25 protein-coding genes, 1 pseudogene and 1 riboswitch are annotated in these 25,985 nt (G+C 71.6%); of the genes and pseudogenes, 13 read left to right on the top strand and 13 right to left on the bottom strand.

From position 1 onward, the window contains the following. Nucleotides 1–156: 156 nt before the first annotated feature. Nucleotides 157–942 carry a hypothetical protein gene (locus ACFZBB_RS05535; protein WP_391118083.1) on the bottom strand — a complete coding sequence of 262 codons (786 nt, stop codon included), beginning with the start codon at nt 940–942 and terminating at the stop codon, nt 157–159. A gap of 182 nt (nt 943–1,124) precedes the next feature. On the opposite strand from ACFZBB_RS05535, the gene ACFZBB_RS05530 reads away from it, so the two are divergent. Continuing rightward, on the top strand, nt 1,125–1,490 hold the full coding sequence (locus ACFZBB_RS05530) for a glycosyltransferase (protein WP_391118483.1): 366 nt from the start codon (nt 1,125–1,127) through the stop codon (nt 1,488–1,490). Between the two features lie 28 nt (nt 1,491–1,518). Here ACFZBB_RS05530 and ACFZBB_RS05525 read toward each other — a convergent pair whose 3' ends face one another. Beyond that, the gene (locus tag ACFZBB_RS05525) at nt 1,519–2,004 is read right to left on the bottom strand and encodes a TrkA C-terminal domain-containing protein (RefSeq protein ID WP_391118081.1); all 486 of its coding nucleotides are present in this window, start codon (nt 2,002–2,004) and stop codon (nt 1,519–1,521) included. Between the two features lie 287 nt (nt 2,005–2,291). Between ACFZBB_RS05525 and ACFZBB_RS05520 the strand changes: the two genes are divergently transcribed. After that, nucleotides 2,292–3,191 carry a phosphotransferase gene (locus tag ACFZBB_RS05520; RefSeq protein WP_391118079.1) on the top strand — a complete coding sequence of 300 codons (900 nt, stop codon included), beginning with the start codon at nt 2,292–2,294 and terminating at the stop codon, nt 3,189–3,191. 158 nt (nt 3,192–3,349) lie between these two features. Here ACFZBB_RS05520 and katG read toward each other — a convergent pair whose 3' ends face one another. After that, a complete protein-coding gene (gene katG, locus ACFZBB_RS05515; RefSeq protein WP_391118077.1) occupies nt 3,350–5,578 on the bottom strand; it encodes a catalase/peroxidase HPI in 2,229 nt (742 codons plus the stop codon). A 391-nt stretch (nt 5,579–5,969) separates the two neighbouring features. On the opposite strand from katG, the gene ACFZBB_RS05510 reads away from it, so the two are divergent. Continuing rightward, on the top strand, nt 5,970–6,380 hold the full coding sequence (locus tag ACFZBB_RS05510) for a Fur family transcriptional regulator (RefSeq protein ID WP_188281148.1): 411 nt from the start codon (nt 5,970–5,972) through the stop codon (nt 6,378–6,380). Nucleotides 6,381–6,412: 32 nt separating this feature from the next. Here the strand turns inward: ACFZBB_RS05510 and ACFZBB_RS05505 are convergent, their stop codons facing one another. Then, entirely contained in the window at nt 6,413–7,066 is a 654-nt protein-coding gene (locus tag ACFZBB_RS05505) for a TetR family transcriptional regulator (RefSeq protein WP_391118074.1), read from the bottom strand. Nucleotides 7,067–7,147: 81 nt separating this feature from the next. Here ACFZBB_RS05505 and ACFZBB_RS05500 point away from each other — a divergent pair, with 81 nt between their 5' ends. Continuing rightward, a complete protein-coding gene (locus ACFZBB_RS05500; RefSeq protein WP_391118072.1) occupies nt 7,148–8,041 on the top strand; it encodes an NAD(P)H-binding protein in 894 nt (297 codons plus the stop codon). A gap of 12 nt (nt 8,042–8,053) precedes the next feature. Here ACFZBB_RS05500 and ACFZBB_RS05495 read toward each other — a convergent pair whose 3' ends face one another. Beyond that, nucleotides 8,054–9,127, bottom strand: coding sequence for an alkene reductase (locus tag ACFZBB_RS05495; protein ID WP_391118070.1), 1,074 nt, complete (start codon nt 9,125–9,127; stop codon nt 8,054–8,056). Between the two features lie 165 nt (nt 9,128–9,292). Here ACFZBB_RS05495 and ACFZBB_RS05490 point away from each other — a divergent pair, with 165 nt between their 5' ends. Beyond that, a complete protein-coding gene (locus tag ACFZBB_RS05490) occupies nt 9,293–9,709 on the top strand; it encodes a MerR family transcriptional regulator (protein WP_391118068.1) in 417 nt (138 codons plus the stop codon). Here the strand turns inward: ACFZBB_RS05490 and ACFZBB_RS05485 are convergent. Continuing rightward, on the bottom strand, nt 9,621–10,445 hold the full coding sequence (locus tag ACFZBB_RS05485; protein ID WP_391118066.1) for a cobalt-precorrin-6A reductase: 825 nt from the start codon (nt 10,443–10,445) through the stop codon (nt 9,621–9,623). The genes ACFZBB_RS05490 and ACFZBB_RS05485 overlap by 89 nt on opposite strands. After that, a complete protein-coding gene (gene cobF, locus ACFZBB_RS05480; protein ID WP_391118064.1) occupies nt 10,442–11,215 on the bottom strand; it encodes a precorrin-6A synthase (deacetylating) in 774 nt (257 codons plus the stop codon). The genes ACFZBB_RS05485 and cobF overlap by 4 nt, the downstream gene beginning before the upstream one ends. A gap of 55 nt (nt 11,216–11,270) precedes the next feature. After that, nucleotides 11,271–11,419: riboswitch (cobalamin riboswitch) on the top strand. A gap of 102 nt (nt 11,420–11,521) precedes the next feature. Between cobF and ACFZBB_RS05475 the strand changes: the two genes are divergently transcribed. From ACFZBB_RS05475 to ACFZBB_RS05460, 4 genes are all read left to right on the top strand, one after another. Then, entirely contained in the window at nt 11,522–11,671 is a 150-nt protein-coding gene (locus ACFZBB_RS05475) for a CbtB-domain containing protein (protein ID WP_188281174.1), read from the top strand. A 42-nt stretch (nt 11,672–11,713) separates the two neighbouring features. Beyond that, nucleotides 11,714–12,577, top strand: a complete 864-nt coding sequence (locus tag ACFZBB_RS05470) for a CbtA family protein (RefSeq protein ID WP_391118062.1) — start codon at nt 11,714–11,716, stop codon at nt 12,575–12,577. A 4-nt stretch (nt 12,578–12,581) separates the two neighbouring features. Then, on the top strand, nt 12,582–13,400 hold the full coding sequence (locus ACFZBB_RS05465; protein WP_391118060.1) for a (2Fe-2S)-binding protein: 819 nt from the start codon (nt 12,582–12,584) through the stop codon (nt 13,398–13,400). Nucleotides 13,401–13,503: 103 nt separating this feature from the next. Beyond that, nucleotides 13,504–14,646: a HoxN/HupN/NixA family nickel/cobalt transporter gene (locus ACFZBB_RS05460; RefSeq protein ID WP_391118058.1), complete on the top strand. Its 1,143-nt coding sequence runs from the start codon at nt 13,504–13,506 to the stop codon at nt 14,644–14,646. Nucleotides 14,647–14,686: 40 nt separating this feature from the next. On the opposite strand, the gene ACFZBB_RS05455 is transcribed toward ACFZBB_RS05460, so the two are convergent. After that, nucleotides 14,687–15,496 carry a putative protein N(5)-glutamine methyltransferase gene (locus tag ACFZBB_RS05455; RefSeq protein ID WP_391118056.1) on the bottom strand — a complete coding sequence of 270 codons (810 nt, stop codon included), beginning with the start codon at nt 15,494–15,496 and terminating at the stop codon, nt 14,687–14,689. 351 nt (nt 15,497–15,847) lie between these two features. On the opposite strand from ACFZBB_RS05455, the gene ACFZBB_RS05450 reads away from it, so the two are divergent. The 3 genes from ACFZBB_RS05450 to ACFZBB_RS05440 are packed head-to-tail and all read left to right on the top strand — an operon-like array spanning nt 15,848 to nt 18,944. Beyond that, nucleotides 15,848–17,179, top strand: coding sequence for an extracellular solute-binding protein (locus ACFZBB_RS05450; protein WP_391118054.1), 1,332 nt, complete (start codon nt 15,848–15,850; stop codon nt 17,177–17,179). Continuing rightward, nucleotides 17,146–18,051, top strand: a complete 906-nt coding sequence (locus tag ACFZBB_RS05445; RefSeq protein WP_391118052.1) for an ABC transporter permease subunit — start codon at nt 17,146–17,148, stop codon at nt 18,049–18,051. The genes ACFZBB_RS05450 and ACFZBB_RS05445 overlap by 34 nt, the downstream gene beginning before the upstream one ends. Further along, the gene (locus ACFZBB_RS05440; RefSeq protein ID WP_355341031.1) at nt 18,048–18,944 is read left to right on the top strand and encodes a carbohydrate ABC transporter permease; all 897 of its coding nucleotides are present in this window, start codon (nt 18,048–18,050) and stop codon (nt 18,942–18,944) included. Before ACFZBB_RS05445 ends, ACFZBB_RS05440 begins: the two co-directional genes overlap by 4 nt. 37 nt (nt 18,945–18,981) lie before the next feature. Here the strand turns inward: ACFZBB_RS05440 and ACFZBB_RS05435 are convergent. Next, nucleotides 18,982–19,568, bottom strand: a pseudogene (locus ACFZBB_RS05435) (substrate-binding domain-containing protein). Next, nucleotides 19,565–22,102, bottom strand: a complete 2,538-nt coding sequence (locus ACFZBB_RS05430; protein WP_391118050.1) for a glycoside hydrolase family 2 protein — start codon at nt 22,100–22,102, stop codon at nt 19,565–19,567. Before ACFZBB_RS05430 ends, ACFZBB_RS05435 begins: the two are co-directional and overlap by 4 nt. Nucleotides 22,103–22,430: 328 nt before the next feature. On the opposite strand from ACFZBB_RS05430, the gene ACFZBB_RS05425 reads away from it, so the two are divergent. Further along, the gene (locus tag ACFZBB_RS05425) at nt 22,431–22,808 is read left to right on the top strand and encodes a DUF1801 domain-containing protein (RefSeq protein WP_391118048.1); all 378 of its coding nucleotides are present in this window, start codon (nt 22,431–22,433) and stop codon (nt 22,806–22,808) included. A 51-nt stretch (nt 22,809–22,859) separates the two neighbouring features. On the opposite strand, the gene ACFZBB_RS05420 is transcribed toward ACFZBB_RS05425, so the two are convergent. From ACFZBB_RS05420 to ACFZBB_RS05410, 3 genes are read right to left on the bottom strand one after another with little or no spacing between them, the layout of a single operon-like run. Further along, entirely contained in the window at nt 22,860–23,579 is a 720-nt protein-coding gene (locus ACFZBB_RS05420; RefSeq protein WP_391118046.1) for a hypothetical protein, read from the bottom strand. Next, complete coding sequence (locus tag ACFZBB_RS05415) at nt 23,576–24,925, bottom strand: DUF58 domain-containing protein (RefSeq protein ID WP_391118044.1); 1,350 nt, start codon at nt 24,923–24,925, stop codon at nt 23,576–23,578. The genes ACFZBB_RS05420 and ACFZBB_RS05415 overlap by 4 nt, the downstream gene beginning before the upstream one ends. Continuing rightward, nucleotides 24,922–25,944: an AAA family ATPase gene (locus ACFZBB_RS05410; protein WP_391118042.1), complete on the bottom strand. Its 1,023-nt coding sequence runs from the start codon at nt 25,942–25,944 to the stop codon at nt 24,922–24,924. Before ACFZBB_RS05410 ends, ACFZBB_RS05415 begins: the two co-directional genes overlap by 4 nt. Nucleotides 25,945–25,985 lie beyond the last annotated feature (41 nt).

Below are 25,985 nucleotides of genomic sequence, written 5' to 3'. Positions count from 1 at the left end.
GAGGTCCAGTGGGGGACCATGTGCAGTGAAACGATTCATTCCATTGCACCGTCGGCGACGTTATTGACTGGCGTCCCCCCGGTCAATGGCGCGTGCGGCAGGCGGTGCTTTCACGCCAACGGCGGCCAGGCGCCCGGCGGTTGGCCGTGGGCATGCTCAACACCCGTGACCGAGGCCCGACACGACATCCTTCGCCGGAGACCGGCTCGACACCCTTGATCCGAGTCCGGCACAACACCCTTGCCGCAGCCCGGCACAACACCCTTCGCCGGAGAAGGTCTCGCCCAGGATGTCGAAGGCCGAGCCCACCAGGGCCGGCAGATCCGCGTCCTCGTCCTTGAGCCACTGCTCGTAGGCCGACAGCGAGGCGGCCAGCGCCGCCCGGGCGATCACCTGCGGCCGCATGTCGTCCTCGTCCACCCCGAGCCTGCGGGCGGCGTACTCGGCGATGGCCTGCCGCCAGGCGGCGTACCGCAGCGTGGAGTGCGCGACCAGCGTCGGCACGTTCAGCAGCAGGGACATCCGCAGCCGGTGGTCCTGGACGACGCTGGCCGGGAAGCGGTTGAGCTCATGCCCGACCTGGTCGCGGCCGGCGTGCTGGCAGTCGCGCCGCCCGGGGTCCTCGGCGACCCGGCGGGGGCGTCCGCCGAAGAAGGAGAGAAGGCGATGACGTACATGGTCACCACGGCCACCCGGCTGATCCCCGAAGAGTCCGCGAAACCCGCGGCCGACTGGTCGACGCCGAACCGGTGGACGGGACGGTGGCCGAATGAGCGCGGCACCGGCGGGGAGCACACCGGAGGGCGACGGCGGTACGGGTGCGCCGGACGGCAAGGGCGGCACCGGCACTCCGGACGGCAGGAGCGGCACGGGCGTGCCCGGCGGGAAGGCGCGGCTGCCCGCCGGGCTCGTGGTCGCGCTCAACCGCCACACCCGCGTCATCGACGGCGACGGTGCCCTGCTCGGCGGCTTCCCCACCCGGCTTGTCCGGCTGACACCTCGCGCCCGCCCGCTGCCGGCCGACGACCGTACGGTGCGCGCCCGGGACGCGGCGAGCGGCGTCCTCGCCGACCGGCTGCTCGACAACGGCATGGCGTACCCGGTCGTCCGCGACCTGCCGCAGAATCCCGACCCGCGCCACACCTTCGTCGTGCCCGTGCACGAGCGGGCCGCGCGACTCGACCGGCTGCTCACCAGCATCGGGCCCGGCCAGCGCGTCGTCGTGGACGACGGATCGCGGCACGCCGACGACATCGAGGACACCGCCGCCAAGCACGGCGCCCAACTGGTCGTGCTGGAACAGGGGCCCGGCCGCGGCCCGCAACGCTGCGGCTGGTCCGCACCCCTATGCGGTCTTCGTGGACTCCGACATCGTGCTCCCCCCGGAGACCGTCCCCGTCCTGCTCCGGCACCTCACCGACCCCAAGGTCGGCATGGCCGTGCCGTGCATCACCGGGCTGCCGACAGCCGCGGCCACCGGCGCTCGATGAGCATGTCGGTCGTGTCGTGCACAGGCTTCTATCCTCCTGTGATCAGTTCGGCGACGGCGTCCACACCTTCGCGGGTGCCGACGACGACAAGGATGTCGCCGACCGCGAAGCGGAAGTCGGGGGTGGGCGACGGCACGGCGGCCGTCCGGCGGAGCACGGCGACGATCGAGGCGCCGGTACGGGTACGGGCCTGCGTCTCGCCGAGCGTGCGGCCCGCGTACGGCGACCGTTTGCTCACCGTGATGTGCTCGGTGACCAGGTCGATCTCGAAGTGCTGACGCAGGTGCGCGACCGGGTCGGGCGGGAGCAGTTCGGCGAGCGCGCTCACTTCGTGCGGCTCCAGGACCACGGCGTCCTTGCAGGCGTCGTCGTCCTCCGGGTCGTGGAACGCCAGGGTGCGCCGCCCGTCGTGGTGCACGACCACCGACAGGTGCCGACCGGCGTCGGTGGACACGTCGTAGCGGATGCCCACCCCAGGAAGCGGGGTCTTGCGCGCGTGGACGGTGTGCTGCATTGCGTGCTCCAAGGGGGACGGGACGTGTCGTGTGAACGGCGTCCGGGCCGACCGGTGTTGGTCGGGCGGTCGGGCGGCGCGGCGCGTTCGCCGGGTCGGCGGCGACCGCGGCTCCCACCAGGGTCGCGGGCGGACCGACCGAGCCATAGTAAAGGAATGGCAAATGGATTGCGGGGGCGGGATCGGGCACCCCTCGCCGGCCCCCGGCGGGGTGCCCGCACTGCGGGCCGGCGATGGGGGGAAAAGTGGTTGACGGGAGCCGCCGCCGCGAGGTCGTATGACGCCCCATGACCACCCCACCCATGCATCCTGACCTGCACCCCATCGACGCCGACCTCGTACGGCGGCTGGTCGCCGGGCAGTTCCCCCGGTGGGCGGGGCTCGGCGTGCGGCGGTTCCCGTCCGGCGGCACGGTCAACGCGATGTACCGGCTGGGCGACGACATGGTGGTCCGTCTGCCGCTCGTGGCCGGCGGGGCCGGGGACGTCGCGCTGGAGCAGGAGTGGCTGCCGCGGCTCGCGCCCCTGCTGCCCGCGGCCGTCCCCGAAGTCCTCGGCGCCGGGGAGCCCGCGCGGGGGTATCCGTGGCCGTGGTCGGTGTACCGGTGGCTGGACGGCGAGCCGCCCGAGGCGGGGGCGCTGAGCGAACCCGTACGCCTGGCGGAGGACATCGCGGGGTTCGTGCGGGCGATGCGGGACGTCACACTGCCGGACCCCCCGGCCGCCTATCGCGGCGAACCGCTCGCCCACCACGACGGGTCGACCCGGTCGGCGATCGCGCGACTGCGCGGGATTCCACAGGAGGGCGTCGACTGCGACGGCCTGACCGCCGTGTGGGAGGACGCCCTGCGCGCGCCCGTCTGGGACGGGCCGCCGGTGTGGGTGCACTCCGATCTGATGCCGGGCAATCTGCTGGTGTCGGGGGGCCGGTTGACCGCGGTGATCGACTTCGGGTGCGCGGGCGTGGGCGATCCGGCCTGTGACCTGTTCCCCGCGTGGAATCTGCTGCCGCCCGACGCGCGGGAGGTCCTACGCGGCGCGCTCGGCGTCGATGACGCGACGTGGAGGCGCGGGCGGGGCCGGGCGCTCTCCCAGGCGGTGAACGCGCTTCCGTACTACCGCGAGACGAATCCGACCATGGCGCGTAACGCCCGGCATGTGATCCGCGCGGTGCTCGCCCAGGACTGAGCCCCTGGGCCGCTGGGCGCCCGGGCACCCGGCGGCCGAAAGGGCCCAGCGGACGGCGACGTCCGGGGCGGCTTTTGCGAGCCGCCCCGGACGTCGTGGCCGGGATGTGCGTCAGACGCGGTCAGGCGTCCTCACGCGGTGCCCCGGACGCACCGTTCTCAGACCAGGTCGAACCGGTCGAGGTCCATGACCTTGGCCCACGCCGCGACGAAGTCGTTGACGAACTTCTCCTTCGCGTCGTCGCTCGCGTAGACCTCCGCCAGGGCGCGCAGCTCGGAGTTCGAGCCGAAGACCAGGTCGGCGCGGGTGCCGGTCCACTTGACCGCACCGGAGGCGTCGCGGCCCTCGAAGGTGTTCGCGTCCTCGGACGTCGCGCTCCACGTCGTGCCCAGGTCGAGCAGGTTGACGTAGAAGTCGTTGGTCAGAGTGCCGGGGGTCTCGGTGAGGGCGCCGAGGGCGGACTGCTGGTAGTTGGCGCCCAGGACGCGCAGGCCGCCGACGAGGACGGTCAGCTCGGGGGCGCTCAGGTTCAGCAGGTTCGCCTTGTCGATCAGCAGGTACTCGGCGGGCAGCCGGTTGGCCTTGCCGAGGTAGTTGCGGAATCCGTCGGCGGTCGGATCCAGGGCGCTGAACGACTCGACGTCGGTCTGCTCCTGGGTCGCGTCCACGCGGCCCGGCGTGAACGGCACCTGGACGTCGTACCCGGCCGCCTTGGCTGCCTGCTCGACGCCGACGCCACCGGCCAGCACGATCAGGTCGGCGAAGGAGATCCCCTTACCGCCGCTCTGGGCGGCGTTGAAGGACTCCTGGACACCTTCCAGGGTGCGCAGCACGGTCGCCAACTGGTCGGGCTCGTTGACCTCCCAGCCGATCTGCGGCTGGAGACGGATACGCGCGCCGTTGGCGCCGCCGCGCTTGTCGCTGCCGCGGAAGGACGAGGCCGAGGCCCACGCGGTGGAGACGAGCTGGGCCACCGACAGCCCGGAGCCGAGGATCTGGCTCTTGAGGGCGGCGATGTCGGAGGCGTCGAGCGGCTCGTGGGTGGCGGCGGGCAGCGGGTCCTGCCACAGCAGCACCTCGGAGGGGACCTCGGGACCGAGGTAACGCACGACCGGGCCCATGTCGCGGTGGGTCAGCTTGTACCAGGCGCGGGCGAAGGCGTCCGCGAACTCGGCGGGGTTCTCGAAGAAGCGCCGCGAGATCTGCTCGTACGCCGGGTCGACCCGCAGCGCGAGGTCGGTGGTGAGCATCGTCGGGGCGTGGCTCTTCGACGCGTCGTGCGCGTCCGGTACGGTGCCGGCGCCCGCGCCCTCCTTCGGCCGCCACTGGTTGGCGCCCGCGGGGCTCTGGAACAGCTCCCACTCGTAGCCGAAGAGGATCTCGAAGAAGCTGTTGTCCCAGGCGGTCGGGGTGTTGGTCCAGATCCCCTCGAGACCGCTGGTGATCGCGTCGCCGCCCTTGCCGGTGCCGTAGCTGTTCTTCCAGCCGAGGCCCTGCTGCTCGATGGAGGCGGCCTCGGGGTCGTCGCCGACGCTGTCGGCCGGGCCCGCGCCGTGGGTCTTGCCGAAGGTGTGGCCGCCCGCGATCAGCGCGACGGTCTCCTCGTCGTTCATCGCCATCCGGCGGAAGGTCTCACGGATGTCGCGGGCCGCGGCCAGCGGGTCGGGCGTTCCGTTGGGGCCCTCGGGGTTGACGTAGATGAGGCCCATCTGGACGGCGCCGAGCGGGTTCTCCAGCTCGCGGTCGCCCGTGTAGCGCTCGTCGCCGAGCCAGGTGGTCTCGGGGCCCCAGTAGACGTCCTCGTCGGGCTCCCAGACGTCCGCGCGACCGCCGCCGAAGCCGAAGGTCTCGAAGCCCATCTGCTCCAGGGCGACATTGCCGGTGAGGATCATCAGGTCGGCCCAGGACAGGCTCTGGCCGTACTTCTTCTTGACCGGCCACAGCAGACGGCGGGCCTTGTCCAGGTTGCCGTTGTCCGGCCAACTGTTGAGCGGGGCGAAGCGCTGCTGGCCCGCGCCACCGCCGCCGCGGCCGTCGCTGATGCGGTACGTGCCCGCGCTGTGCCACGCCATACGGATCATGAAGGGGCCGTAGTTGCCGAAGTCGGCGGGCCACCAGTCCTGGGAGCTGGTCAGCACCTGCGCGATGTCCTGCTTGACCGCCGCGAGGTCGAGGGTCTTGAACGCCTCGGCGTAGTCGAAGTCCTCGCCGAGCGGGTTGGCCACGGCGGGGTTCTTGGCAAGGATCTTCAAATTGAGCCGCTCGGGCCACCACTGGCGGTTTCCGCCGCCCTGAGTCGGGTGCGGCGCGCGTCCGTGCGCGACCGGGCAGCCACCCCCGCCCCCCGCCTTCGCGTCAGTGACGATTGCATCATGGTTCTCAGACATGGGAATCCTTCCGGACCAGGCGGATCACGGTGCTCAGGAACTGCGGGGAAATGGAACAGTCGGGGCGCTCGGCCCCGGGAGACGACCGCGGTTCGTCGGGCGACAAGTCGAACGACGAGCCAGGGTCATCGGACACGGTCGGGCGGGCGGTGGCCGCGACGCGGGCGGTCCCCACCCACAGGCCGACGCCGCGCGACTTCACGGCGGTGGTCCCGTCACGTCTCCGTCTCCTGCCCTACTGGGGGCTTCCTGTCCCTTGGTTATCGCCGGAACCGATCCTACGATGGACTGTGTCCAAGTCAAGAAGCGGGCCAAGCTCATATCCCATCAGACTCCGGACGCCCATGAGTAAACTTCGGGCATCCCGCCGAACCTGAATAGGTGAACCGACATGAGTGACCTGCTGGAGCGGCTGCGCGGACGCGGCTGGCGGATGACCTCCCAACGGCGCGTCGTCGCCGAGGTTCTCGACGGCGACCACGTCCACCTGACGGCCGACGAGGTGCACGCCCGGGCGGCCGGGCGGCTGCCGGAGATCTCGCGGGCCACCGTCTACAACACCCTGGGCGAGATGGTCGCGCTCGGCGAGGTCATCGAGGTCTCCACCGACGGCCGCGCCAAGCGGTACGACCCGAACGCGCACCACGCCCACCAGCACCTGGTGTGCTCGCGCTGCGGCACGATCCGGGACGTACACCCGACCGGCGACCCGCTGGCCGACCTGCCGCCCGAGGAGCGCTTCGGTTTCACCGTCTCGGCGTTCGAGGTCACCTACCGGGGTGTGTGCCCGTCCTGCGCCTGAGGACCGCACCTCAGCGCGGACGCCGGTAGCCGTCAGCCCTCAGCGGCGGGCAGCGCCGTCGCGACCACCCGGCGGATGGCGGGCAGGTCGACGCTCGCGGCGAGCGCGTCGTCCTCCGGCATGCCCGTGGTCGCGTCCTCGACGTTGAGCAGGGTGCGGAAGACGCGCGGCAGCACGGTGCGGCCGAGCAGGTCCTCGGCGAGGGCGGCGCCGTCCTCGGGTCCCATGCCGTAGTGCTCGGCGAGATACGCGGCCAGCCGTTCGTGGGTGGTGGCGAAGATGGCGTCGAAGTACGCACGGGAACTGGCGGGCAGCCACGCGGCGGCGGCGATGCTCAGCCGGCAGGTGCGCACCTGCGACTCCCACGTCATGAGCTGAAGGAACCGCCCGCAGAACAGGGTGACCGCTTCCGCGGGGTCGGCGGAGTACGCGTCGGGGGTGCGCAGCCTGCCGAGGTAGAGCTCACGGACGAGACCGAGGACGGCGAGGAACAGCTTCTCCTTGTTCTCGAAGTGCGCGTACAGCGACCGCTTGGACGTCCCGGCGCGGGCGGCGACGGCGTCCATCGAGGCGCGCTCGTACCCGGCCTCGAGAAACACGTCCTTGGCCATGAACAGGATGTGGCGCCGCAACTCCTCGCCCCGTCGCTGCTCCCCGCGCTGTCGCGGCCCGCCTTCTTCGGTCATCGGCTTGCATCCTCAAAAGTAAACGGTACGGTAGAGTTTACTTGTTCGAGCGACCTTTTCCCATGCCGCTGGAGTGAACTCATGATCGTCATCACCGCACCTACCGGAAATATCGGACACCAGGTGGTCGACCGCGTCCTCGCCGCCGACGAGCCGGTCCGCGTCGTCGTGCGCGATCCCGCCCGGCTGAGCGCCGGCGTCCGCGAGCGCGCGGAGGTGGTCCAGGGCTCGCACGGCGACCCCGAGGCCGTGGCCCGCGCCCTCGACGGCGCCGACGCGCTGTTCTGGCTGCCGCCGCCCAACCACCACGCGGCCACCCTAGACGAGGTGTACTCCGACTTCGCCCGGCCCGCCGTCGAGGCGATCCGTGCCTACGGCGTCAAGCACGTCGTCAGCGTCAGCGCCCTGGGCCGCGGCACCGCGTACGCGGACCGGGCCGGGCATGTGACGGCCACACTGGCCCTGGACGACCGGCTCGCGGAGACCGGCGCGGCCTTCCGGTCCCTGAATCTGCCGAGCTTCATGGACAATCTTCTGCGCCAGGCCCAAGTGATCAAGGAGCAGGGCGTATTCTTCAACGCGCTCTCCCCCGACCGCGCGATGCCCACGGTGGCCACCCGCGACATCGCCTCCGTCGCCGCCCGCCTGCTGCTCGACCCCTCGTGGAGCGGCAGGCAGGACGTACCGCTGCTTGGCCCCGAGGACCTGTCGCAGAATGACACGGCCGCCGTGATCGCCGACGTCCTCGGCTTCCCGGTCCGCTACCAGCAGGTCCCGGCGGGGCCGTTCAAGGAGCGGTTCCTCGGCGCGGGCATGTCCGAGGCCATCGCCCAGGGCATGCTGGACATGGCGATCGCCAAGGACGGCGGCCTCGACAACGGGATCACCCGCACCCCGCAGCACGCCGTCGACACCCCCACCACGCTCCGGCAGTGGTGCGAGGACGTCCTCAGGCCCGCGGTCGAGGCCGCCTGACCGACGAGGGCCTCAGGCCGCGTACTGGTGGGAGGAGTACGTGAGATAGCCCGCGTCGCCGCCCTGGTAGTAGGTGGCCTCGTCGACGGGGGCCAGCGGCAGGCCGACGCGCAGCCGCTCGACCAGGTCGGGGTTGGCGATGAAGCCGCGGCCGAAGCTGATCAGGTCGGCGCCCAGCGCGAGCCAGTGGTCGGCGTCATCCCGGCCCGTCTGCTTGGGGCCCATCGGCAGCACGGGGTTCATGATCAGGGTGCCGGGCCACGCCCGGCGCAGAGCGGTCAGCACCTCCTCGTCGGCGGTCGCCTCCAGGTGGACGTACGCCGGTGAGAGCGCCGCCAGTTCGGTGAGCAGCGCCGCGTACAACTCCGGTACGTCGTCCTCCCGGACGCCCCAGAAGGTGGCGCCCGGCGAGAGCCGGATGCCGGTACGGTCCGCGCCGACGGCCTCGACGGTGGCGGCGACCGCCTCGACGGCGAAGCGGATCCGGTTCACGACCGAGCCGCCGTACCCGTCGGTGCGCAGGTTGGCGTTGGACGAGAGGAACTGCGAGATCAGATAGCCGTTGGCGCCGTGCAGTTCCACCCCGTCGAACCCGGCGTCGACCGCGCGGCGGGCGGCGTCGCCGTACGACCGCGCGTGCTCGGGGATCTCGGCGGTCTCCAGGGCGCGGGGCGTCGGGGCGGGCTGCGGGCCGGTCGGGGTGAACACCTCTCCCACGGCGGCGACGGCCGAGGGCCCGACCGGCAGCGTCCCGATGGTGTCGGGGTGCGAGACCCGGCCACCGTGCATGATCTGGGCGAAGATCCGGCCGCCGCTGGCGTGCACGGCGTCGGTCACCGGGCGCCACGCGGCGGTCTGCTCGTCGGTGTGCAGCCCCGGCGTGCCCGGGTTGGACTGCCCGATCGCGCTCGGCTGCACACCCTCGCTGACGATCAGCCCGGCGGTCGCCCGCTGGGCGTAATAGGCCGCCATCGACGGTGTCGCCAGCCCGCCCGCCGCAGCCCTGACCCGGGTCATCGGGGCCATGACCAGCCGGTTGGGCAGGGTCAGACCGCCGAGCCGGTAGCTGGTGAAGAGGTTCGTCACGTCGGGCTCCTTCATGCGTAGCGCGTCACTTCCGTATCGCCCGGTCTCCCGGACGCGACTGCTACGCTAAAACCTGACATTGACGTCAGAGGCAAGCTCTGTGACGCAGGCCATAGACCGCCCGGGAGCCACCGCCCGGGCGGCGAGAACAGCCGGGAGGACATCGTGCGGATCGGGGAACTCGCGGCGCGGGCCGGGGTCAGCGTACGGTCCGTGCGCTACTACGAGGAGCAGGGGCTGCTCACCAGCGTGCGCAGCGGCAGCGGGCAGCGGCACTACACGGACGAGGAGGTCGAGCGCGTCGCCTTCATCCAGCGCCTCTACGCGGCGGGCCTGTCCAGCCGCACCATCGCCGAACTGCTCCCTTGCGTCGACTCCCCCAGCAAGGAGAACTCCGACGCCGCCCTCGACCGGATGGCCCTGGAGCGCGACCGCCTCTCGGCCCATATCGACGACCTCGTCCGCACCCGCGACACCCTCGACGCCCTGATGGTCACGGCGCGGACCCACCGCGACCAGGTCCTCGCGGGGACGGCCCCCATGGAGGCTGCCAGGTCCTGCGTGGGGCACGCAGCAGGCTGACCGCCTCCGCGGGGGTCGCGACGACGGGGACGGACTGCGGCGGGGGCGGGCGGCGGACGACCAGGACGGGGATGCCCGCCTCACGGGCCGCCGTGAGTTTGGGGGCGGTCGCGGCACCGCCGCTGTCCTTGGTGACCAGGACGTCGATCCGGTGCTCGCGCAGCAGCGCCCGTTCGGACTCCACCGTGAACGGGCCGCGGGCCAGCAGGACGTGGACGTACGGAGGAAGCGGCGGGTCCGGTGGGTCGACCGACCGCGCCAGCAGGAATGAGGCGGGCGCCGCGGCGAAGGCCGCGAGGTCGCCGCGCCCCGTGGTCAGGAAGGGACGGCTCCCGAGGCTCGGCAGCAGGGTCGCCGCGTCCCCGACGGAGTCGGCCCAGTGCCAGCGGTCGCCGGGACCGGCCGCCCAGCCCGGCCGGCGCAGCACGAGCAGCGGCAGGCGTACGGCGCGGGCCGCCTCGGCCGCGTGGGCGCTGATGACGGCGGCGAAGGGATGCGTGGCGTCGACCACCGCGTCCACCCGCTCCTCGCGCAGCCAGCGGGCCAGCCCGTCCGCTCCCCCGAAGCCGCCGATCCTGACCCGGCCGTCCGGCAGCCGGGGCTCCGCGACCCGCCCGGCCAGCGAACTCGTCGTCACAAACCCCGGATCGGCCGCGAGCAGCGCCGCGAGCCCCCGGGCCTCCCCCGTACCGCCGAGGATCAGCACATGCCTCGACTCCGCGCCGGGCGAGGTCACTTGGGGACGCCGCGCCGCAGCAGATAGGTGTCCATGATCCAGCCCTTGCGCGCCCTGGCCCGCGCCCGTACGTCGCTGATCCGTTGCGCGAGGGCGTCGTCCAACGGTCCGGACAGCAGGATCTCGTCGGGCGTGCCGAGATACGCGCCCCAGTAGATCTCCAGCCCCTGGCCGGTGAAGCGCCCGAAGGTCTGGTGGGCGTCCAGCATCACCACCACGTCGTCCACCCCGTCCGGCAGCCCGCCGTCGGCGAGCCTGCGCCCGGTGGTGATCTGCACCGGCCGCCCGACCTGGTTGAGGCCCGTGCGGTGCTTGGCGGCCAGCGACGAGACGCTGCTGACGCCGGGCACCACCGTCCACTCGAACGCGGCGTTCCCCCGGCCGTGCACCTCTTCGAGAATGCCCAACGTGCTGTCGTACAGGGCCGGATCGCCCCAGACGAGGAACGCCCCGCAGCCGTCGTCCGGCAGTTCCCCGGCGATCAGCCGCTCGTAGATGTCGGCGCGGCGCCGTCGCCAGTCGTCAACCGCGTTCGCGTAGCCGGGAGTTGTCCGGTCCCGGTCGCGCTCCGGGTCGCGCGCGACGACCACGCGGTGCGGCCGTACGGCGTGCCGCCGCAGGATCTCCTCGCGCAGCGCGACCAGATCGGCCTTCTCCTCGCCCTTGTCGAGCAGGAAGAACACCTCGGTGCGGCCGATCGCCCGTACGGCCTGGAGGGTGAGCTGATCCGGGTCGCCCGCCCCGATACCGATGACGAAGATCTGTTTCACGGTCCGGAGTCTCGCACAGCGGTCAGGGGCGTATGTCACAACGTCGCAGGCCCGATTGACGTGCCTGTTCGACAGCCCCTACGCTCAATTACGTGATGGCGTGAGGAAGCTGGTGAAAATCCAGCACGGTCGCGCCACTGTGTAGCCGGTCATCGAGGAGGTGGCCGGTGAGTCAGATACTCCGCCGTCACAACGCCCCATTCGATCGAGGGACGCCGAATCCCTGAAGGAGGCCCACCCGTGAGCTCTGTGTCCGCTCCCACCACCACCGCCACACCGGTTGTCCTGCCGGTCTCGAAGGCCGTGATGTGGCTGGTAGGCACCGCGATCCTGGCTTTCGCCGTCTACTACTTCATCGGTGTCGACCAGGGCGCGGTGAGCGTCTTCGGCAAGGACACCCACATCCACGAGTTCGTCCACGACGCCCGGCACTTCCTCGGTTTCCCCTGCCACTGAGTTCGCGCCGACGGAGCCGACAGAACAGACGGACAATTCGACATGGAAAAGAAGCTCATCCTGCGCGGCATAGTCGTCGGCGCAGTCGCAGGGCTGCTCGCATTCCTCTTCGCGCGGATCTTCGCGGAGCCGGACATCAGTAAAGCGATCGACTACGAGAGCGGCAGGGACGACGCGCAGGCCGCGCTCGACAAAGCCGCCGGGCTGCCGATGGAGCACGCGGGACACGAGCTGTTCAGCCGCACCGTCCAGGCGGACGTGGGCATCGGCGTCGGCATGATCTTCTTCGGCATGGCCATGGGCGCGCTCTTCGCGGTCGCCTACGCGGTCTGCCTGGGGCGCGTCGGCAATCTGCGGGCGCGCAATCTCGCCCTGCTGGTCGCGGGCGGCGGATTCCTCGGCATCTACCTGGTGCCGTTCCTCAAGTACCCGGCGAACCCGCCCGCCATCGGGCACGAGGACACCATCAAGGACCGCACCGGGCTCTATCTGGTGATGGTCGTGTGTTCGCTGGTCTTTCTGGTCGGCGCGGCACTGCTCGGCAGAAGGCTCCAGGCCCGGTTCGGGAACTGGAACGCGACCCTGCTCGCCGGCGCCGCCTTCGTCGTCGCGATCGGCGTGGTGATGGCGCTGCTGCCGCAACTGGGCCACCTGGCGTACAACAAGGAGAATTTCGGCAACCACGCGACGGAGACGCCGCTGCCGCTCACCGACGACAAGGGCCGGATCGTCTATCCGGGATTCCCCGCCGATGTGCTGTTCTCCTTCCGCTTCTACTCGGTGGCCGCGCAGCTCCTGCTGTGGACGGTGATCGGGCTGGCCTTCGGCCCGCTGGCCGAGCGGGTGCTCGCCTCGCGCACCGCCCCCGCCGCGCAGACCGGCAGGACGGACCCGATCAGCGCGTGAGCCGATGAACGACGACGCGCCGCCGCCGTCCGAGCCGCGCGCCGAGGCGTCCCGGACGGCGGATCTCGCGTCCCTCGGCCCGTTCTTCGCCGCCGAGGGTCACCGCGCCGATTCCGATACCGGCGCTCCCTGGCGGTCGATGGCTGAGCTGGCCGACGGCGGACCCGCGCTCGGCGACCGGGTGGCGGGGGTCAGGCGGTATCTCGCGGCGGCGGGCGGCCGGGAGGCTGAGGCCGTCGAACCGCGGGTCGCCGCGTCCGTGGCCCACCTCGGCCTGGTCGCCCGGGTGCTGTCGCCGACGCTGGCCCTCGCGGTCCTGCGCGGCGAGGTCGCGCCGGGCCTGCGGCTCGCCGATCTGCGCTGGCAGCCGGTCCTGGGCGGCCCCTTCCCGCTGTCGCTGCCGCACGCGCCTCAGGACACCGGCCACGGCACGGCGCCCGGCGCGCCCGCGGGAGGGGACGCCCTGGCCGCCGCCCTCGCCCGCCATCTGCTCGACGGGCCGGTGCGCGAACTGGCCGACGCCTTCGCGCCCTTCAAGGTGTCCCCGCACATCCTGTGGGGCAACAGCGCCTCCGCGCTGAACGGCGCCGCCGGAATGCTCGCCGCGGCGCGCCCCGCCGACGCCGGGCGCGTACGGTCGCTGGCCGCCCTGCTGCTGGACCGGCCGCCGCTGCGCGGTACGAGCACGGGGGCGCGTACGGGCGCACCGGGCGCGCCTTTCCGCCGGCGCAGTTGCTGCCTGATCTACCGGGCCGCGCCGGGGGGCGCGGGCGGGCTCTGCGGCGACTGCGTCCTCGCGCCGGCGGTATCGGCACCCCGCTGAGCTTGGGGCGGGCCAGGGTGGGCATCCTTATTGCCAGTACCTTGCAACAAGGACAGAGGTGCGTCTAGCTTGGCTTCGCCCGCTTCGACAAAGGACTGATGAAATGACCACCGCCACGTCTCCGGACGCACCGGCACCAGCGGGGTCCCGCTGGCGTCGCATCGCCGGCTCGATGACCCGCGCCGAGTGGACAAGGGTCGGCGGCATGTTCGCCTTCATCCTCGCCCTGCACGTCATCGGCTGGTTCACGCTGGTGGCGATCGTGGCCCCCGAGCACTACAGCCTCGGCACCAAGTCCTTCGGCATCGGCATCGGCGTCACCGCGTACACCCTCGGCATGCGGCACGCCTTCGACGCCGACCACATCGCGGCGATCGACAACACCACCCGCAAGCTGATGGGCGAGGGCAAGCGGCCCCTGTCGGTGGGCTTCTGGTTCTCGCTGGGCCACTCCAGCATCGTCTTCGGCCTGGCCTTCCTGCTCTCGCTCGGCATCAAGACGCTCGCCAACCCCGTCGAGGACGACAACTCCCAGCTCCACAACGTCACCGGCTGGATCGGCACCACCGTCTCCGGCACCTTCCTGTACGTCATCGCCTTCATCAACCTGGTGATCCTGGCCGGGATCTGGAAGGTCTTCCGGCAGATGCGCGAGGGCCACTTCGACGAGGCGGCACTGGAGGAGCAGCTCAACAACCGCGGTTTCATGAACCGGTTGCTGGGCCGGGTCATGAAGTCGATCACCAAGCCGTGGCAGATGTACCCGCTGGGCCTGCTCTTCGGCCTCGGCTTCGACACCGCCACCGAGATCGCGCTGCTGGTGCTCGCGGGCTCCGGCGCGGCGTCCGGGCTGCCCTGGTACGCGATCCTCTGCCTGCCGGTGCTCTTCGCCGCGGGCATGTCGCTGCTGGACACCATCGACGGCTCGTTCATGAACTTCGCCTACGAGTGGGCGTTCTCCAAGCCGGTCCGCAAGGTCTACTACAACCTGACCATCACCGGCCTGTCCGTCGCCGTCGCCCTCATCATCGGCACCGTCGAACTCCTCGGCCTGGTCGCGGACAAGGCGGGGTTCCACGGCGCCTTCTGGGACTGGGTCGGCGGGATCGACCTCAACATCGTCGGCTACGTCATCGTGGGCCTGTTCTTCGCCACCTGGGCCGTCGCCTTCGCCGTCTGGCGGTTCGGCAACATCGAGGAGAAGTGGTCGGCGGGCCTGCGCACCGCCGACCAGCAGGCCGACTGACCGGCGGCCCGCCCACGACGCGTTCGGTGCGGGCCGGGCCCTAGCCGCCCGCCCCGAGCGGCGGGCGGGTGCCGACGACGACGGTCGCGTACAGCTCGTCCGAGTCGGTGACGTGCGCGCGGAGTCCGGCGGCGGTGAAGAGGCCGGCCGCCCGCCGGGCCTGCCGCTCGCTCGACTCGACCAGCAGGGAACCGCCGGGGGCGAGCCAGTCGGTGGCCCGGGCGGCCACGCGGCGCATGACGTCGAGGCCGTCGGCGCCACCGTCGAGCGCCATCAGGGCCTCGTGGTCGCGGGCCTCGGGCGGCAGCAGGCCGACCTCTTCGCTCGGTACGTAGGGGACGTTGGCGGCCAGCAGCCCGACCCGTCCGCGCAGGTCGGCCGGGAGCGGCGCGAAGAGGTCACCCTCGTACACCCGCCCGCCGACGCGGGCCACATTGCGGCGGGCGCAGCGCACCGCGGCCGGGTCGAGGTCGGCGGCGTGCAGTTCGACGCCGCCGCCGAGCGCGGTGGCCAGGGCGACGCCGACGGCCCCCGAGCCGCAGCACAGGTCCAGGACGACGGCGCCGGGCGCGGCGAGCCCGGTCGCGACCTGGACGAGGAATTCGGTACGGCGGCGCGGTACGAAGACGCCGGGGTCCACGGCGAACCTCTGTCCGTCGAACTCGGCCCAGCCGAGGACGTGTTCGAGCGGCAGACCGTCCGCGCGGCGCGCGACCATCGCGGTGAGTTCTTCGGGGGTCCCGGCCGCCGCGATGAGCAGCCGCGCCTCGTCCTCGGCGAAGACGCAGCCCGCCGCCCTGAGCGCGGCGACGACGGTGGATTCGGGCGACGGTGCGGTGAAGTCCGACATGTAGAGCCTTTCGGGAAGCCCACGGGCACTCCCCCGGCCTCACCTACGTCGGAGAGACCGCTCGGCCGTACGGCGGGAGCACCCGGCCTGCGATACCGGTAATCGGTCCCACCTCCTCGGCTGATCTCCACTGCTGTGGCGGGTCCTGGCCCGCCGCTGACGGCACCGACCCTACCCCACGGCGCGCCGCGCCCGTCCCCCGAACCCGCGCCCTCGGACGGCGGTGCACTGAACCGCAATGTAACGGTTAAGCATCAGCGCTGAATCAGTCCCTTTACCGGCCCACAACCCAATGCAATAGTGCGGTCGTTCCGCCACTGAATCGCTTAAGTACGCGCTGTGGAGACGGAGATGGTGCACATGAAGGGCAAGGCACTCGCCGGGTCGCTATTGGCGACCATGGCGCTGCTCGCCGCGGGTTGCGGTGGCGGGGGCTCGACGTCCAAGGGCGGTACCGCCACCGTGCCCGCCGACCCGTCGGCGGTGTCGGGTGACATCAAGGTCCTCACCCAGCGGACCGACCTCGTGCAGGACGGCACGATGAAGAAGTACGCCGCCGAGTTCAGCAAGCTCTACCCGAAGGTGCGGGTGACCTTCGAGGGGATCACGGACTACGAGGGCGAGGTGAAGATCCGGATGAACACCTCGAACTACGGCGATGTGCTGATGATCCCGGCGGCCATCAAGACCGACGACTACCCGAAGTTCTTCGCCTCGCTGGGCAGCGCCGAGGAGTTGGGAAAGAAGTACACCTTCACCGGCAAGGCCACGGTCGGCGGCAAGGTCTACGGCATCGCGAACTTCGCGAACGCGGCGGGCTTCGTCTACAACAAGGCCGTCTGGCAGCAGGCCGGGGTCACCGACTGGCCGACCACTCCCGACGCCTTCCTCGCCGACCTCAAGGCCGTCAAGGCCAAGACCTCCGCGACGCCGTACTACACCAACTACAAGGACGGCTGGCCGCTGACCGCCTGGACCTCGGTGCAGGGCGCGGCCACCTGCGACGCCAAGGCGGCCGACGAGCCCGCCACCGACCCGGACCCCTGGCGCGCGGGCACCGACCTGAACGTCGGCGACACGCTGCTCTACACCATCGTGCACGACAAGCTCTCCGAGCAGGACCCGACCACCACCAACTGGGAGAACAGCAAGAATCTGCTGGCCACCGGCAAGATCGCCACCATGTGGCTGGGCTCGTGGTCCATCGTGCAGATGCAGGACGCGGCGAAGAAGGCCGGGCGCGACCCGTCGGAGATCGGCTACATGCCCTTCCCCTCCCAGAAGGACGGCACCTTCTGCACCCCGGTGGCGCCCGACTACCAGGAGGCGGTGAACGTCCACTCCAAGAACAAGGCGGCGGCCCGCGCCTGGATCGACTGGTTCACCGACAAGTCCGGCTACGTGCAGACCAATCAGGCCGTCCCCACCCTCAAGGGCGGGCCGCTGCCGTCGGCCCTCAAGCCGTTCCAGGACGCCGGTGTGCGATTCGTGGAGATGTCGCAGGCGCAGAGCGCCAAGGTCACCAGGATCGACAACCAGTCCGAGATCGGCATGACCGACAAGCCCGAGTACCGCCAGCACCTGATCGACGTGGCGCGCGGCGCCGCGGGTGGTGATCTCCCCGGCATCTTCGCCGACCTCGCCAAGAAGTGGGCGAACGCGCAGAAGACCGCCGCCCTGTGACGCGCGCCCGGGTCTGGCGGACCGTGACGCCGTGGCTGTACCTGGCGGTGCCGCTCGCTCTGCTGATCACGTTCACCTACCTGCCGGTCGGCACCATGATCAGGGACAGCTTCACCGACTGGGACGGGGTCAGCCCCGACCGGAACTACGTCGGGGCCAAGAACTACGTGGAGCTGTTCACCAGGCCCGAGCTGTTCCAGGTCTTCTTCGTCAGCGTCTACTACCTGGTGGCGTCGGTGGCGCAGATCGCGCTGGCGCTGTACTTCGCGACCGTGCTCAGCTTCGACCTGCGGTTCCGGAATCTCTTCAAGGGCCTGCTGTTCTTCCCCTACCTGCTCAACGGGGTCGCGATCGGCTTCGTCTTCCTGTACTTTTTCCAGCCGCACGGCACCCTCGACACCGTGCTGAGCGCCTTCGGGGTGCACGGGCACCACTTCTGGCTGGGCAGCGGGCGGACGGCGAACACCTCGCTGTCCGCGGTGTCGGTGTGGCGCTTCATGGGCCTGAACTTCGTGCTGTTCCTCGGCGCGATCCAGTCGATCCCCGGTGAGCTGTACGAGGCGTCGGAACTGGACGGCGCCAACCGCTGGCAGCAGTTCCGGCACATCATCGCGCCGGGCATCAAACCGGTGCTGAGTCTGAGCGCGATCCTGGCGATCTCCGGCTCGCTGTCGGCGTTCGAGATCCCGTACATCATGACCGGCGGCGCGGCGGGCACTCAGACCTTCGTGATCCAGACGGTGAAGCTGGCCTTCGAGTTCAACAAGATGGGGCTGGCCTCGGCGGCGGCCGTCGCCCTGCTGGTGATCATCTTGCTGGTGACCTGGTTGCAGCGCGTCGTGGTGCCCGACGAGAGGAACGATCTCGTATGACCTCGCTGCTCGTCCGCGACACGGCGCAGGCCCCGCCGCCGGAGACCGTCGACCGGCCCGCGCGCACCCGCAGGGTGCTGGTCAGGGCGCTGGTGTACCTCTCGCTCGTGCTGGCCTCCGCGGTGGTGCTGCTGCCGCTGGTCGCGGTGTTCCTGACCTCGCTCAAGACGTCGCAGGAGATGACGGCGGACGGCGGGGCGCTGTCGCTGCCGCACAACTGGCTGAACTACCACAATTATGTGACGGCCTTCCGGGCCGGGAAGATGCTCCGCGCGTTCGGGAACACCGCGTTCATCCTGGTCTTCTCGATCGCGGGCACGGTGCTGATCGGCTCGATGGCGGCGTACGCGATCGACCGGTTCCACTTCCGGCTGCGGCGGCTGGTGATCGCGCTGTTCCTGATCGGCTCGCTGGTGCCGAGCGTGACGACACAGGTGGCGACCTTCAAGATCGTGAACAACTTCGGCATGTACGACAGCCGTTGGGCACCGATCGTGCTGTACATGGGCACGGACATCGTGTCGATCTACATCTTCCTCCAGTTCATCCGGAGCATTCCGGTCTCGCTGGACGAGGCGGCCAGGATCGACGGCGCGAACACCTTCACGATCTACTGGCGGATCATCCTGCCGCTGCTCAAACCGGCCATCGCCACGGTGGTGATCATCAAGGGGATCACGGTCTACAACGACTTCTACATCCCCTTCCTGTACATGCCGTCGGAGAGTCTGGGGACCATCTCGACATCGCTGTTCCGCTTCAAGGGGCCCTACGGCGCGCATTGGGAGGACATCTCGGCGGGCGCGATCCTGGTGATCGTGCCGACGCTGGTGATCTTCCTGTTCCTCCAGCGGTTCATCTACAACGGATTCACCAGAGGCGCGACGAAGTAGGGACGCAGCAGGAGCGAAGCAGACCGGCGTACGCCGGTCAGGTCGTACGGGCGGGCAGGGCGGTGCTCTCGCGCGGGGTCAGTACCGGGGTGGCCACCAGTCCCGTCCCGGGTGTGCCGCCGTTCAGCACGGTCAGCAGCCGCCGGGCCACCTCGGCGCCGAAGCCGAAGACGTCATGGCTCATCGCCGACAGCTTCGGCAGGGTGAGCTGGCACAGCTGCGAGTCGTCCCAGGCGAGCAGCGAGACGTCACGGGGGACGGCGAGGCCCATCTCGTCGGGCACGTCCCCGACCAGGCGCAGCAGCAGCGCGCTGTCGTGGTCGGCCAGGACGCTCTCGATGCCGGAGATGAACTCCATGTAGAAGGGTTCGAGGCCGAGCATCCTGGCCGGGCGGGCGATGACCAGGCCGATGGTGTTGACCCGCGTACCGGACAGCACGCGGGCCGACTGGCTCGGCGCCCAGCCGAGTTGGGAGGCGGCGGCGAGGACCCGCGCGCGGGTGGTCTCCGAGACGCCGGGACGGCCGTTGAACGCCATGGACACCGCCCCTTGGACACGCCCGCCGGCGCGGCGACGTCCTTGATGGTGGGGCGGCGTCCCGGCTCCCCGGCCGGAGGGCTCACCGCTCGTCGCCCGGATCCGTGCGCTGGACCGCGGAGTTGACGCAGTACAGCGCGGCCGCGGCGGCTCCGGGCTCCGGCCGGTCCCAGCCGCGTACGGTGATCGTGACGCGCTCGCCGGGCAGCAGTGTGACCAGGCCCCGGTCGGCGTGGGCCGCGGGGTCGAGCCGGTCGGCCTGGAGCAGCAGGTCGCGCAGGAGCGTACGTGCGGTGACGGTCACTTCGGTGGCGCCGCCGTCCAAGGTGGCCAGCTCCAGGTCCCAGCGGGGCGCGGGGTAGGCGAAGTCCTTGTCCCTGGCCGGGAACCACAGGGCGCGGACGTCCTCGCCGCCGCCTGGCCCTTCGGCCTCGACGGTCAGCAGTTCCTTGGTGCTGTCGCCCGGTGGTACGAGGTCGCGCGGTACGGCGATCTCGGCGACCGTGCGGGCCGTCGCGGTGAACGGCAGCCGGGCCTCGGCGAGTACGGCGCCGTCCACCGCGACCCTGCGCAGGATGGCCGTGCCCGACCAGTCCCGCGCGCTCTGGTTGACGACGGCCGCGACCAGGCCGTCGGCGCGCTCCTGGACGGTGAGCAGCCGGTCCGCGTAGAGCCGCTTCAGCTCGTGGTAGAGCGGCTTCTCGCGCTCGTCGCCGTCGATCGCGGCCCATGAGGTCACCGGCCAGCAGTCGTTGAGCTGCCAGACGACGGTGCCCGCGCAGGCCGGCCAGTGCGAGCGCCAGTGTTCGATGCCGCACGCGATGGCGCGGACCTGGTTGACCTGCGTCAGGTAGTGCCAGGTGTCGAAGTCGGCGGGTGCCGGGAAGTGGTGGGCCAGGCCGCGGTCCAGCTTGCCGTTGCCGTCGGCGGCCTTCTGGTGGTGCAGCATGCCGGGCGAGTCCGGGGTGAGCGGGTCGTCGGTCAGCGCGCGGCGCAGCGTGGCGTACGCGGGCGGCGCCTGCCAGCCGAATTCGGCGACGAAGCGCGGCACGTCCTCCAGGTAGCCGGTCCAGTCCCGGCGGTTCCACACCTCCCAGGAGTGGGCGGTGCCGTGTGCCGGGTCGTTGGGGTGGTGGTTCCAGGAGCCGGACCAGGGGCTGCCCGCCCAGTAGGGCCGGGTGGGGTCGGTCTCGGCGACCACGCGGGGCAGCAGGCCCAGGTAGTAGCCCTCGCCCCAGGACGCGCCCGCCAGATCCTGCTCCCAGTCCCAGTCGCGGAAGCCCCACAGATTCTCGTTGTTGCCGTTCCACAGCACGAGGCTGGCGTGCGGGGCGAGCCGGGCCACGTTCTCCCGCGCCTCGGCCTCCACCTCCGAACGCAGCGGCTGCTCCTCGGAGTAGGCGGCGCAGGCGAACAGGAAGTCCTGCCAGACCAGCAGCCCGGCCTCGTCGCAGGCGTCGTAGAAGTCATCGCTCTCGTAGATCCCGCCGCCCCAGACGCGGATCAGGTCGACGCCCGCGTCCTTCGCCTGCTGGAGCCTGCGGCGGTAGCGGTCGGGGGTGATCCGGGTCGGGAAGACGTCGTCCGGGATCCAGTTGACCCCGCGGGCGAATATCGGCTCGCCGTTGACCAGCAGCGTGAAGGGGGTGCCCTTGTCGTCGGGGGCAGTGTCGAGGGTGACGGTGCGGAAGCCGATACGGCGCTGCCAGTGGTCGAGCGCGACGCCGTCTCCGCTGTCGGTGCCCTCGGTCCCGGCGTCGACGAGGGTGACCTCGCAGTCGTACAGCGGCTGGGCGCCGTAGCCGTGCGGCCACCACAGCTCGGGGCCGGGCACCTCGGCGGTGACGGTGAACCGGTCGGCGCCCGCGGGCACGTCGGCCTCGACCCGCGTCTCCCCCACCCGCAGGCGGACGGTCAGCGGGCGGTTCAGGCCGGACGCGGTGCGCTCGATCTCCAGCCGGGCCTCGACCCGTCCGGTGCCGTCGGCGGCCACCGTGACCAGCGGGGTGACGCCCGACAGCCGCGCTGTCGACCAGTGTTCGAGCCGCGCGGGCTTCCAGATCCCCGCGGTGACCAGCGTCGGACCCCAGTCCCAGCCGAAGGAGCAGGCCATCTTGCGGATGTACTGGAAGGGCTCGGTGTACGAGTTGGGCCGGTCTCCGACCAGCGCGCGGACCCGTTCCGCCTCGGTGTAGGCGGAGGTGAAGGCGACGGTCAGCGCGGTCTCGCCCGCCGGTCCATACCGCTCGGTGACGTCGTAGCGGTAACCGCGGTGCATGTTGCGCGTGGCGCCGAGAACGGTGTCGCCGAGACGGATCTCGGCCACCGTGTCCAGGCCGTCGAAGACCAGGTCGGTGCGCTCGTGCCCGGTGGCGCGCGGCGGCAGCACCGTCTCGTACGTCCAGTCCGCCCGTCCCACCCACGCCGCCGCGGTCTCGTTCCGGTCGAGGAACGGGTCCTCCAGCAGCCCGGCGGCCATCAGGTCGGTGTGCACGCAGCCGGGTACCTCGGCGGGTACGGTGCCGGACCCGAGCGCGGGCGCGGCGTCCGCTCCGGCTGCCGGCCCGGACTCGGGAAGGCGCAGCCTCCAGCCGTCGGCGATCGGCGTGACGTCCTTCATCCCTGCTCCTTGCCTGCTGTTGCCTTGCTGCCGGGCGGCTTCCGGCCGGTTGTCGGCCCCGTGGCCCGCGGCGCCCAACCTAGCGACCCCGCCGACCGGCTGTCCATTAAACGGTAAAGCACCACAAGTGCTGATGGGAAGCGGTGTGTTCCCTTGATATCAGGGGTTTTGCTGAACCGATACAGGGACGCCCACACGCCGGTAAGGGGTCGGTGCGGGGCCCGGCTGACCGTAGTGGTGAAAAAAGCCTCCGCCGGAGGCGATGAGTTTCGGACGCCGCGCCGGTCAACCCCGCACAAGCCGTATCCGACGCTCGGGAGTGATCCGCATGGCCAAGTCCACCACCACCGTCACCGACTACCTCGCCGCCCTGGAGGAGCCGCTGCGCGAAGTCGGCACGAAGGCGCGGGAGATCATCGAGGCCGCGCTGCCGGACGCGCCCGGCGCCATGTGGCACGGCCACCCGGTGTGGAGCCTTGGCGGAGCGCCGGGCGTCGCACCGGTCTGCCTGCTCAAGGCGTACGGCTCCTATGTGACCTTCGGGCTCTGGCAGGGCCAGCAGGTCGAGGACGGCAGCGGGCGGCTGGAGCCGGGCGCGCGGGCCATGGCCTCGGTCAAGCTGCGCGCTCTGGACGACGTGGACGCCGAACTGTTCACGCGGTGGCTCGCCCAGGCCCGCGCGCTGGCCGCGGCGGAGTCGGCCTGAGCGCGGGAGGCACACCACGCGGCGAGGCCGCACGGCGCGAGGAGGCGGCGGTCAGCGCGGGCCGCGTCGGCCGCGCACGGCCAGGGCGACGCAGCCGGCCGTCGCCGCCAGGGCCAGCGCCGCGGGCAGCCGTGCCCAGTCGGTACCGGCCACCGGCACCGTCGCGCAGACGAAGGTCAGGGCGACGGCCGCCGCCGCGGTCAGCGCCGGGGCCGGGCCACGGGCGGCGCGCGGCGCGGTCGAGCCCCGCGTCCAGTCGTCGGTGATCAGCAGATACGCCAGGAAGAGGCCCACGACGCAGGCGGCCAGCCAGGTCGGCGGATCGGTGACCGCCGCGGCCACCACCGACCCCACGGCGAGGACGGTGGAGCGGCGGCGGGCGGCGATCTTCGTCCAGCGCATCGAATTGCGCACCGGCCGCTCGTCCACCATCGGCGCCGCCCACCAGGCGACCCCGACCACCACGAGCAGCGCCACCTGTGCGCCGAGCGAGTGGCGTACGGCCTCCGGCGCGTCGCACGCCGCGAGGGCGAGTGCCACGGCCAGGCAGCGGGCGGGCAGTTGGGCGGGAAGCCGGATGCGGCGGGCCGCCCGGGCGGGGGCCGAAGGTACCGAAGGCGCCGCGGTCGCGTCGGCCGAGGGTGCGGGGGCCACGGGCGCCAGGGCGGGCGCCGAGGGTGCGGGGGCCGCGTCGGTCGAGGGGGCCGGGGCCGCGGGCGTCAGGGGCGAGGGTGCCGGGGCCGCGCCCGGTCGCTCCGCCGTACCGCTCATCGCCTGGCTCCGTGGATACGTGTGCGCACCAGCGGCGCCAGGGCCAGGTCGAGGGTCTCGCCGCGCTCGTGGGTGACCACCGCGATGCCGCGCTCCTTCAGCGCGAAGCGCGTCGCGTCCCGCTCGGACCGCCACAGCCGCAGGCCCAGCTCCGCGTTGACGTCGCCGGGTTCGATGTACGGGTCCGCGGTGGCGATCTCGATCACCACCAGGGCGAGGGCCCGCGCGGCCACGCGATGCAGCACGTCGAGGATCCGCTGGTCGGCGAGCGGCGTGAAGACGTACACGATCGCGCCTTCGGGCAGCGCGGGCGGCGGGAGGTTGCTCACGCCCTCGGTGCGGTAGGAGATGTCCTTGCGGACTTCTAGGACGCTCTCGACGATCCGGTAGAAGTAGCCGTCCCCGCTGCCCGGCTGGAGCCAGCGGGTCGTGCCGCCCACCGAGACGACGCCGACCCGGTCGTGGGTGCGCAGATAGGCGCGGACCAGTCCGGCCGCCGCGCGGAAGGTCTCGTCCAGCGAGGACGTGCCGGTGACCGGGTCGAGGACGTCACCGAGTCCGTCGAGCATGACGACGGTGTCGGCGGCGCGCTCCGCGGCGAACTGCTGGAGTTGCAGGGAGCCGCGGCGGGTCGTGGCGGGCCAGTTGATCCGCCGCTGCCGCTCGCCGCGGATGTACGGGTGCACGCCGGTGACCTCGACGCCCTCGCCGCGCTGCGCCGCGGTGTGCTCGCCGAGCCGCTGCGGGAGGCGGACCGGGATGGGCGTCATCCCGGCACGGGACGGCACGGGGAACACCCGTACCTCGCCGAGGTCCGCGCGGACCGTGCGGCGGGCGGTGCCGCCCGCGTCGTAGAGGTCGAGGTCGACGGTACCGAGCGTCCAGCGGCCCCAGCGCTCGGCGGTCAGCCGCAGTTCCACGCGCGAACTGCCCACGGTGAGATGGTCGAGCCGCACACCGGGCCCCAGCGTGACTCCCGGGTCGAGCCGCCCGCGGTCGCCGTCGTACGCGACGGTGATCCTGGCGGTGACGGTCTCGTCCTCGAACAGCCGCCGCGGTTCGACGTCGACCGTGACGTCCATCCGTGCCGTGCGCGTGCCGTACGGGAGTGAGAGCGCGAGCAGCACCAGCGGGCCGGCGGCCAGCGCGAGCAGCCACGGCCGTCCGGTCAGCAGGGCGGCGGCGATGGCGACCGCGGTCACCGTGCCGTACCGCAGGGCGCGTTCGCCCGCGCGCCAGCCGGTCGGTGGCGGCGGCGGTGGCTCGGCGGGCACGGCGCGCCGCTCGCCGGGCGGAGGCTGGGCGCCGCCGAGCGCGCGGGCGACGGCCGCGTGGGGGTCGGTCATGACGCGACGGCGTCACGGGCCGCCAGCGGCAGGGTCTGCGGGGCGGGTACGGACTGCACGATCTCCCGGACCACGTCGTCGGCGTTGATCTGCCGGACCCACAACTCGGGGCGGAGCGTGACGCGGTGGGCGAGCGCCGGGACCGCCACCCACTTCACGTCCTCGGGGGTGACGTAGTCCCGGCCGTCGAGCACGGCGCGGGCGCGGGCGAGTTGGACCAGCGCGAGACCGCCGCGCGGTGACGCGCCGACCTGGATGTGCGCGTGGTCGCGGGTCGCGCCGACCAGCGCCACGATGTACTCCAGCAGGTCGTCCTCGACCTCGACCCGCTCCACCGCCGCGCGCATCGCCAGCACTTGCGACGGCCCGCTGAGGGTGCGCAGCTTCGCCTCGGGCGCGGCCCTGTCGATCCTGGACCGCAGCATGTCGGTCTCCTGCGGCGCCGACAGATAGCCCATCCGCACCCGCAGCAGGAACCGGTCGAGCTGCGCCTCGGGGAGCGTGTACGTGCCCTCGTACTCGATGGGGTTGGCGGTCGCGATCACCACGAACGGGTCGGGCAGTTCGCGGGTGCTGCCGTCGATCGACACCTGCGACTCGGCCATCGCCTCCAGCAGGGCGGCCTGGGTCTTGGGCGGGGTGCGGTTGATCTCGTCGGCGAGCAGCAGGTGCGTGAAGACGGGGCCGGGCCTGAAGACCATCTCGCCGCTGTGCTGGTCGTAGAAGGGCGCGCCGGTGACGTCGGAGGGCAGCAGGTCGGGGGTGAACTGGATGCGGCGGAAATCCAGTCCGAGGGTGGTGGCGAAGGATCTGGCCAGCAGCGTCTTGCCGAGGCCCGGCAGGTCCTCGATGAGGACGTGGCCGCCCGCGAGCACGCCGAGCATGACCAGTTCCAGCGGCTCCGGCTTGCCGACCACGGCCGTGCGGATCTCGGCGAGCACCTCGGCGGCCCTCTCACCCGCCTGCCGCGGGCTCAGGGCGTCGGCGCCGTGGTCGGATATGCGCTCGGAGCTGGTCACTGCGGTCCTCACCTTGCCTGGTCGTGGAGCGTCGTGAAACG

Source organism: Streptomyces sp. NPDC008139 (assembly GCF_042957025.1).
Classification (GTDB): Bacteria; Actinomycetota; Actinomycetes; order Streptomycetales; family Streptomycetaceae; genus Actinacidiphila.
Note: the sequence above shows the minus strand (reverse complement) of the source record. Positions and strands in the feature narration are given on the sequence as shown.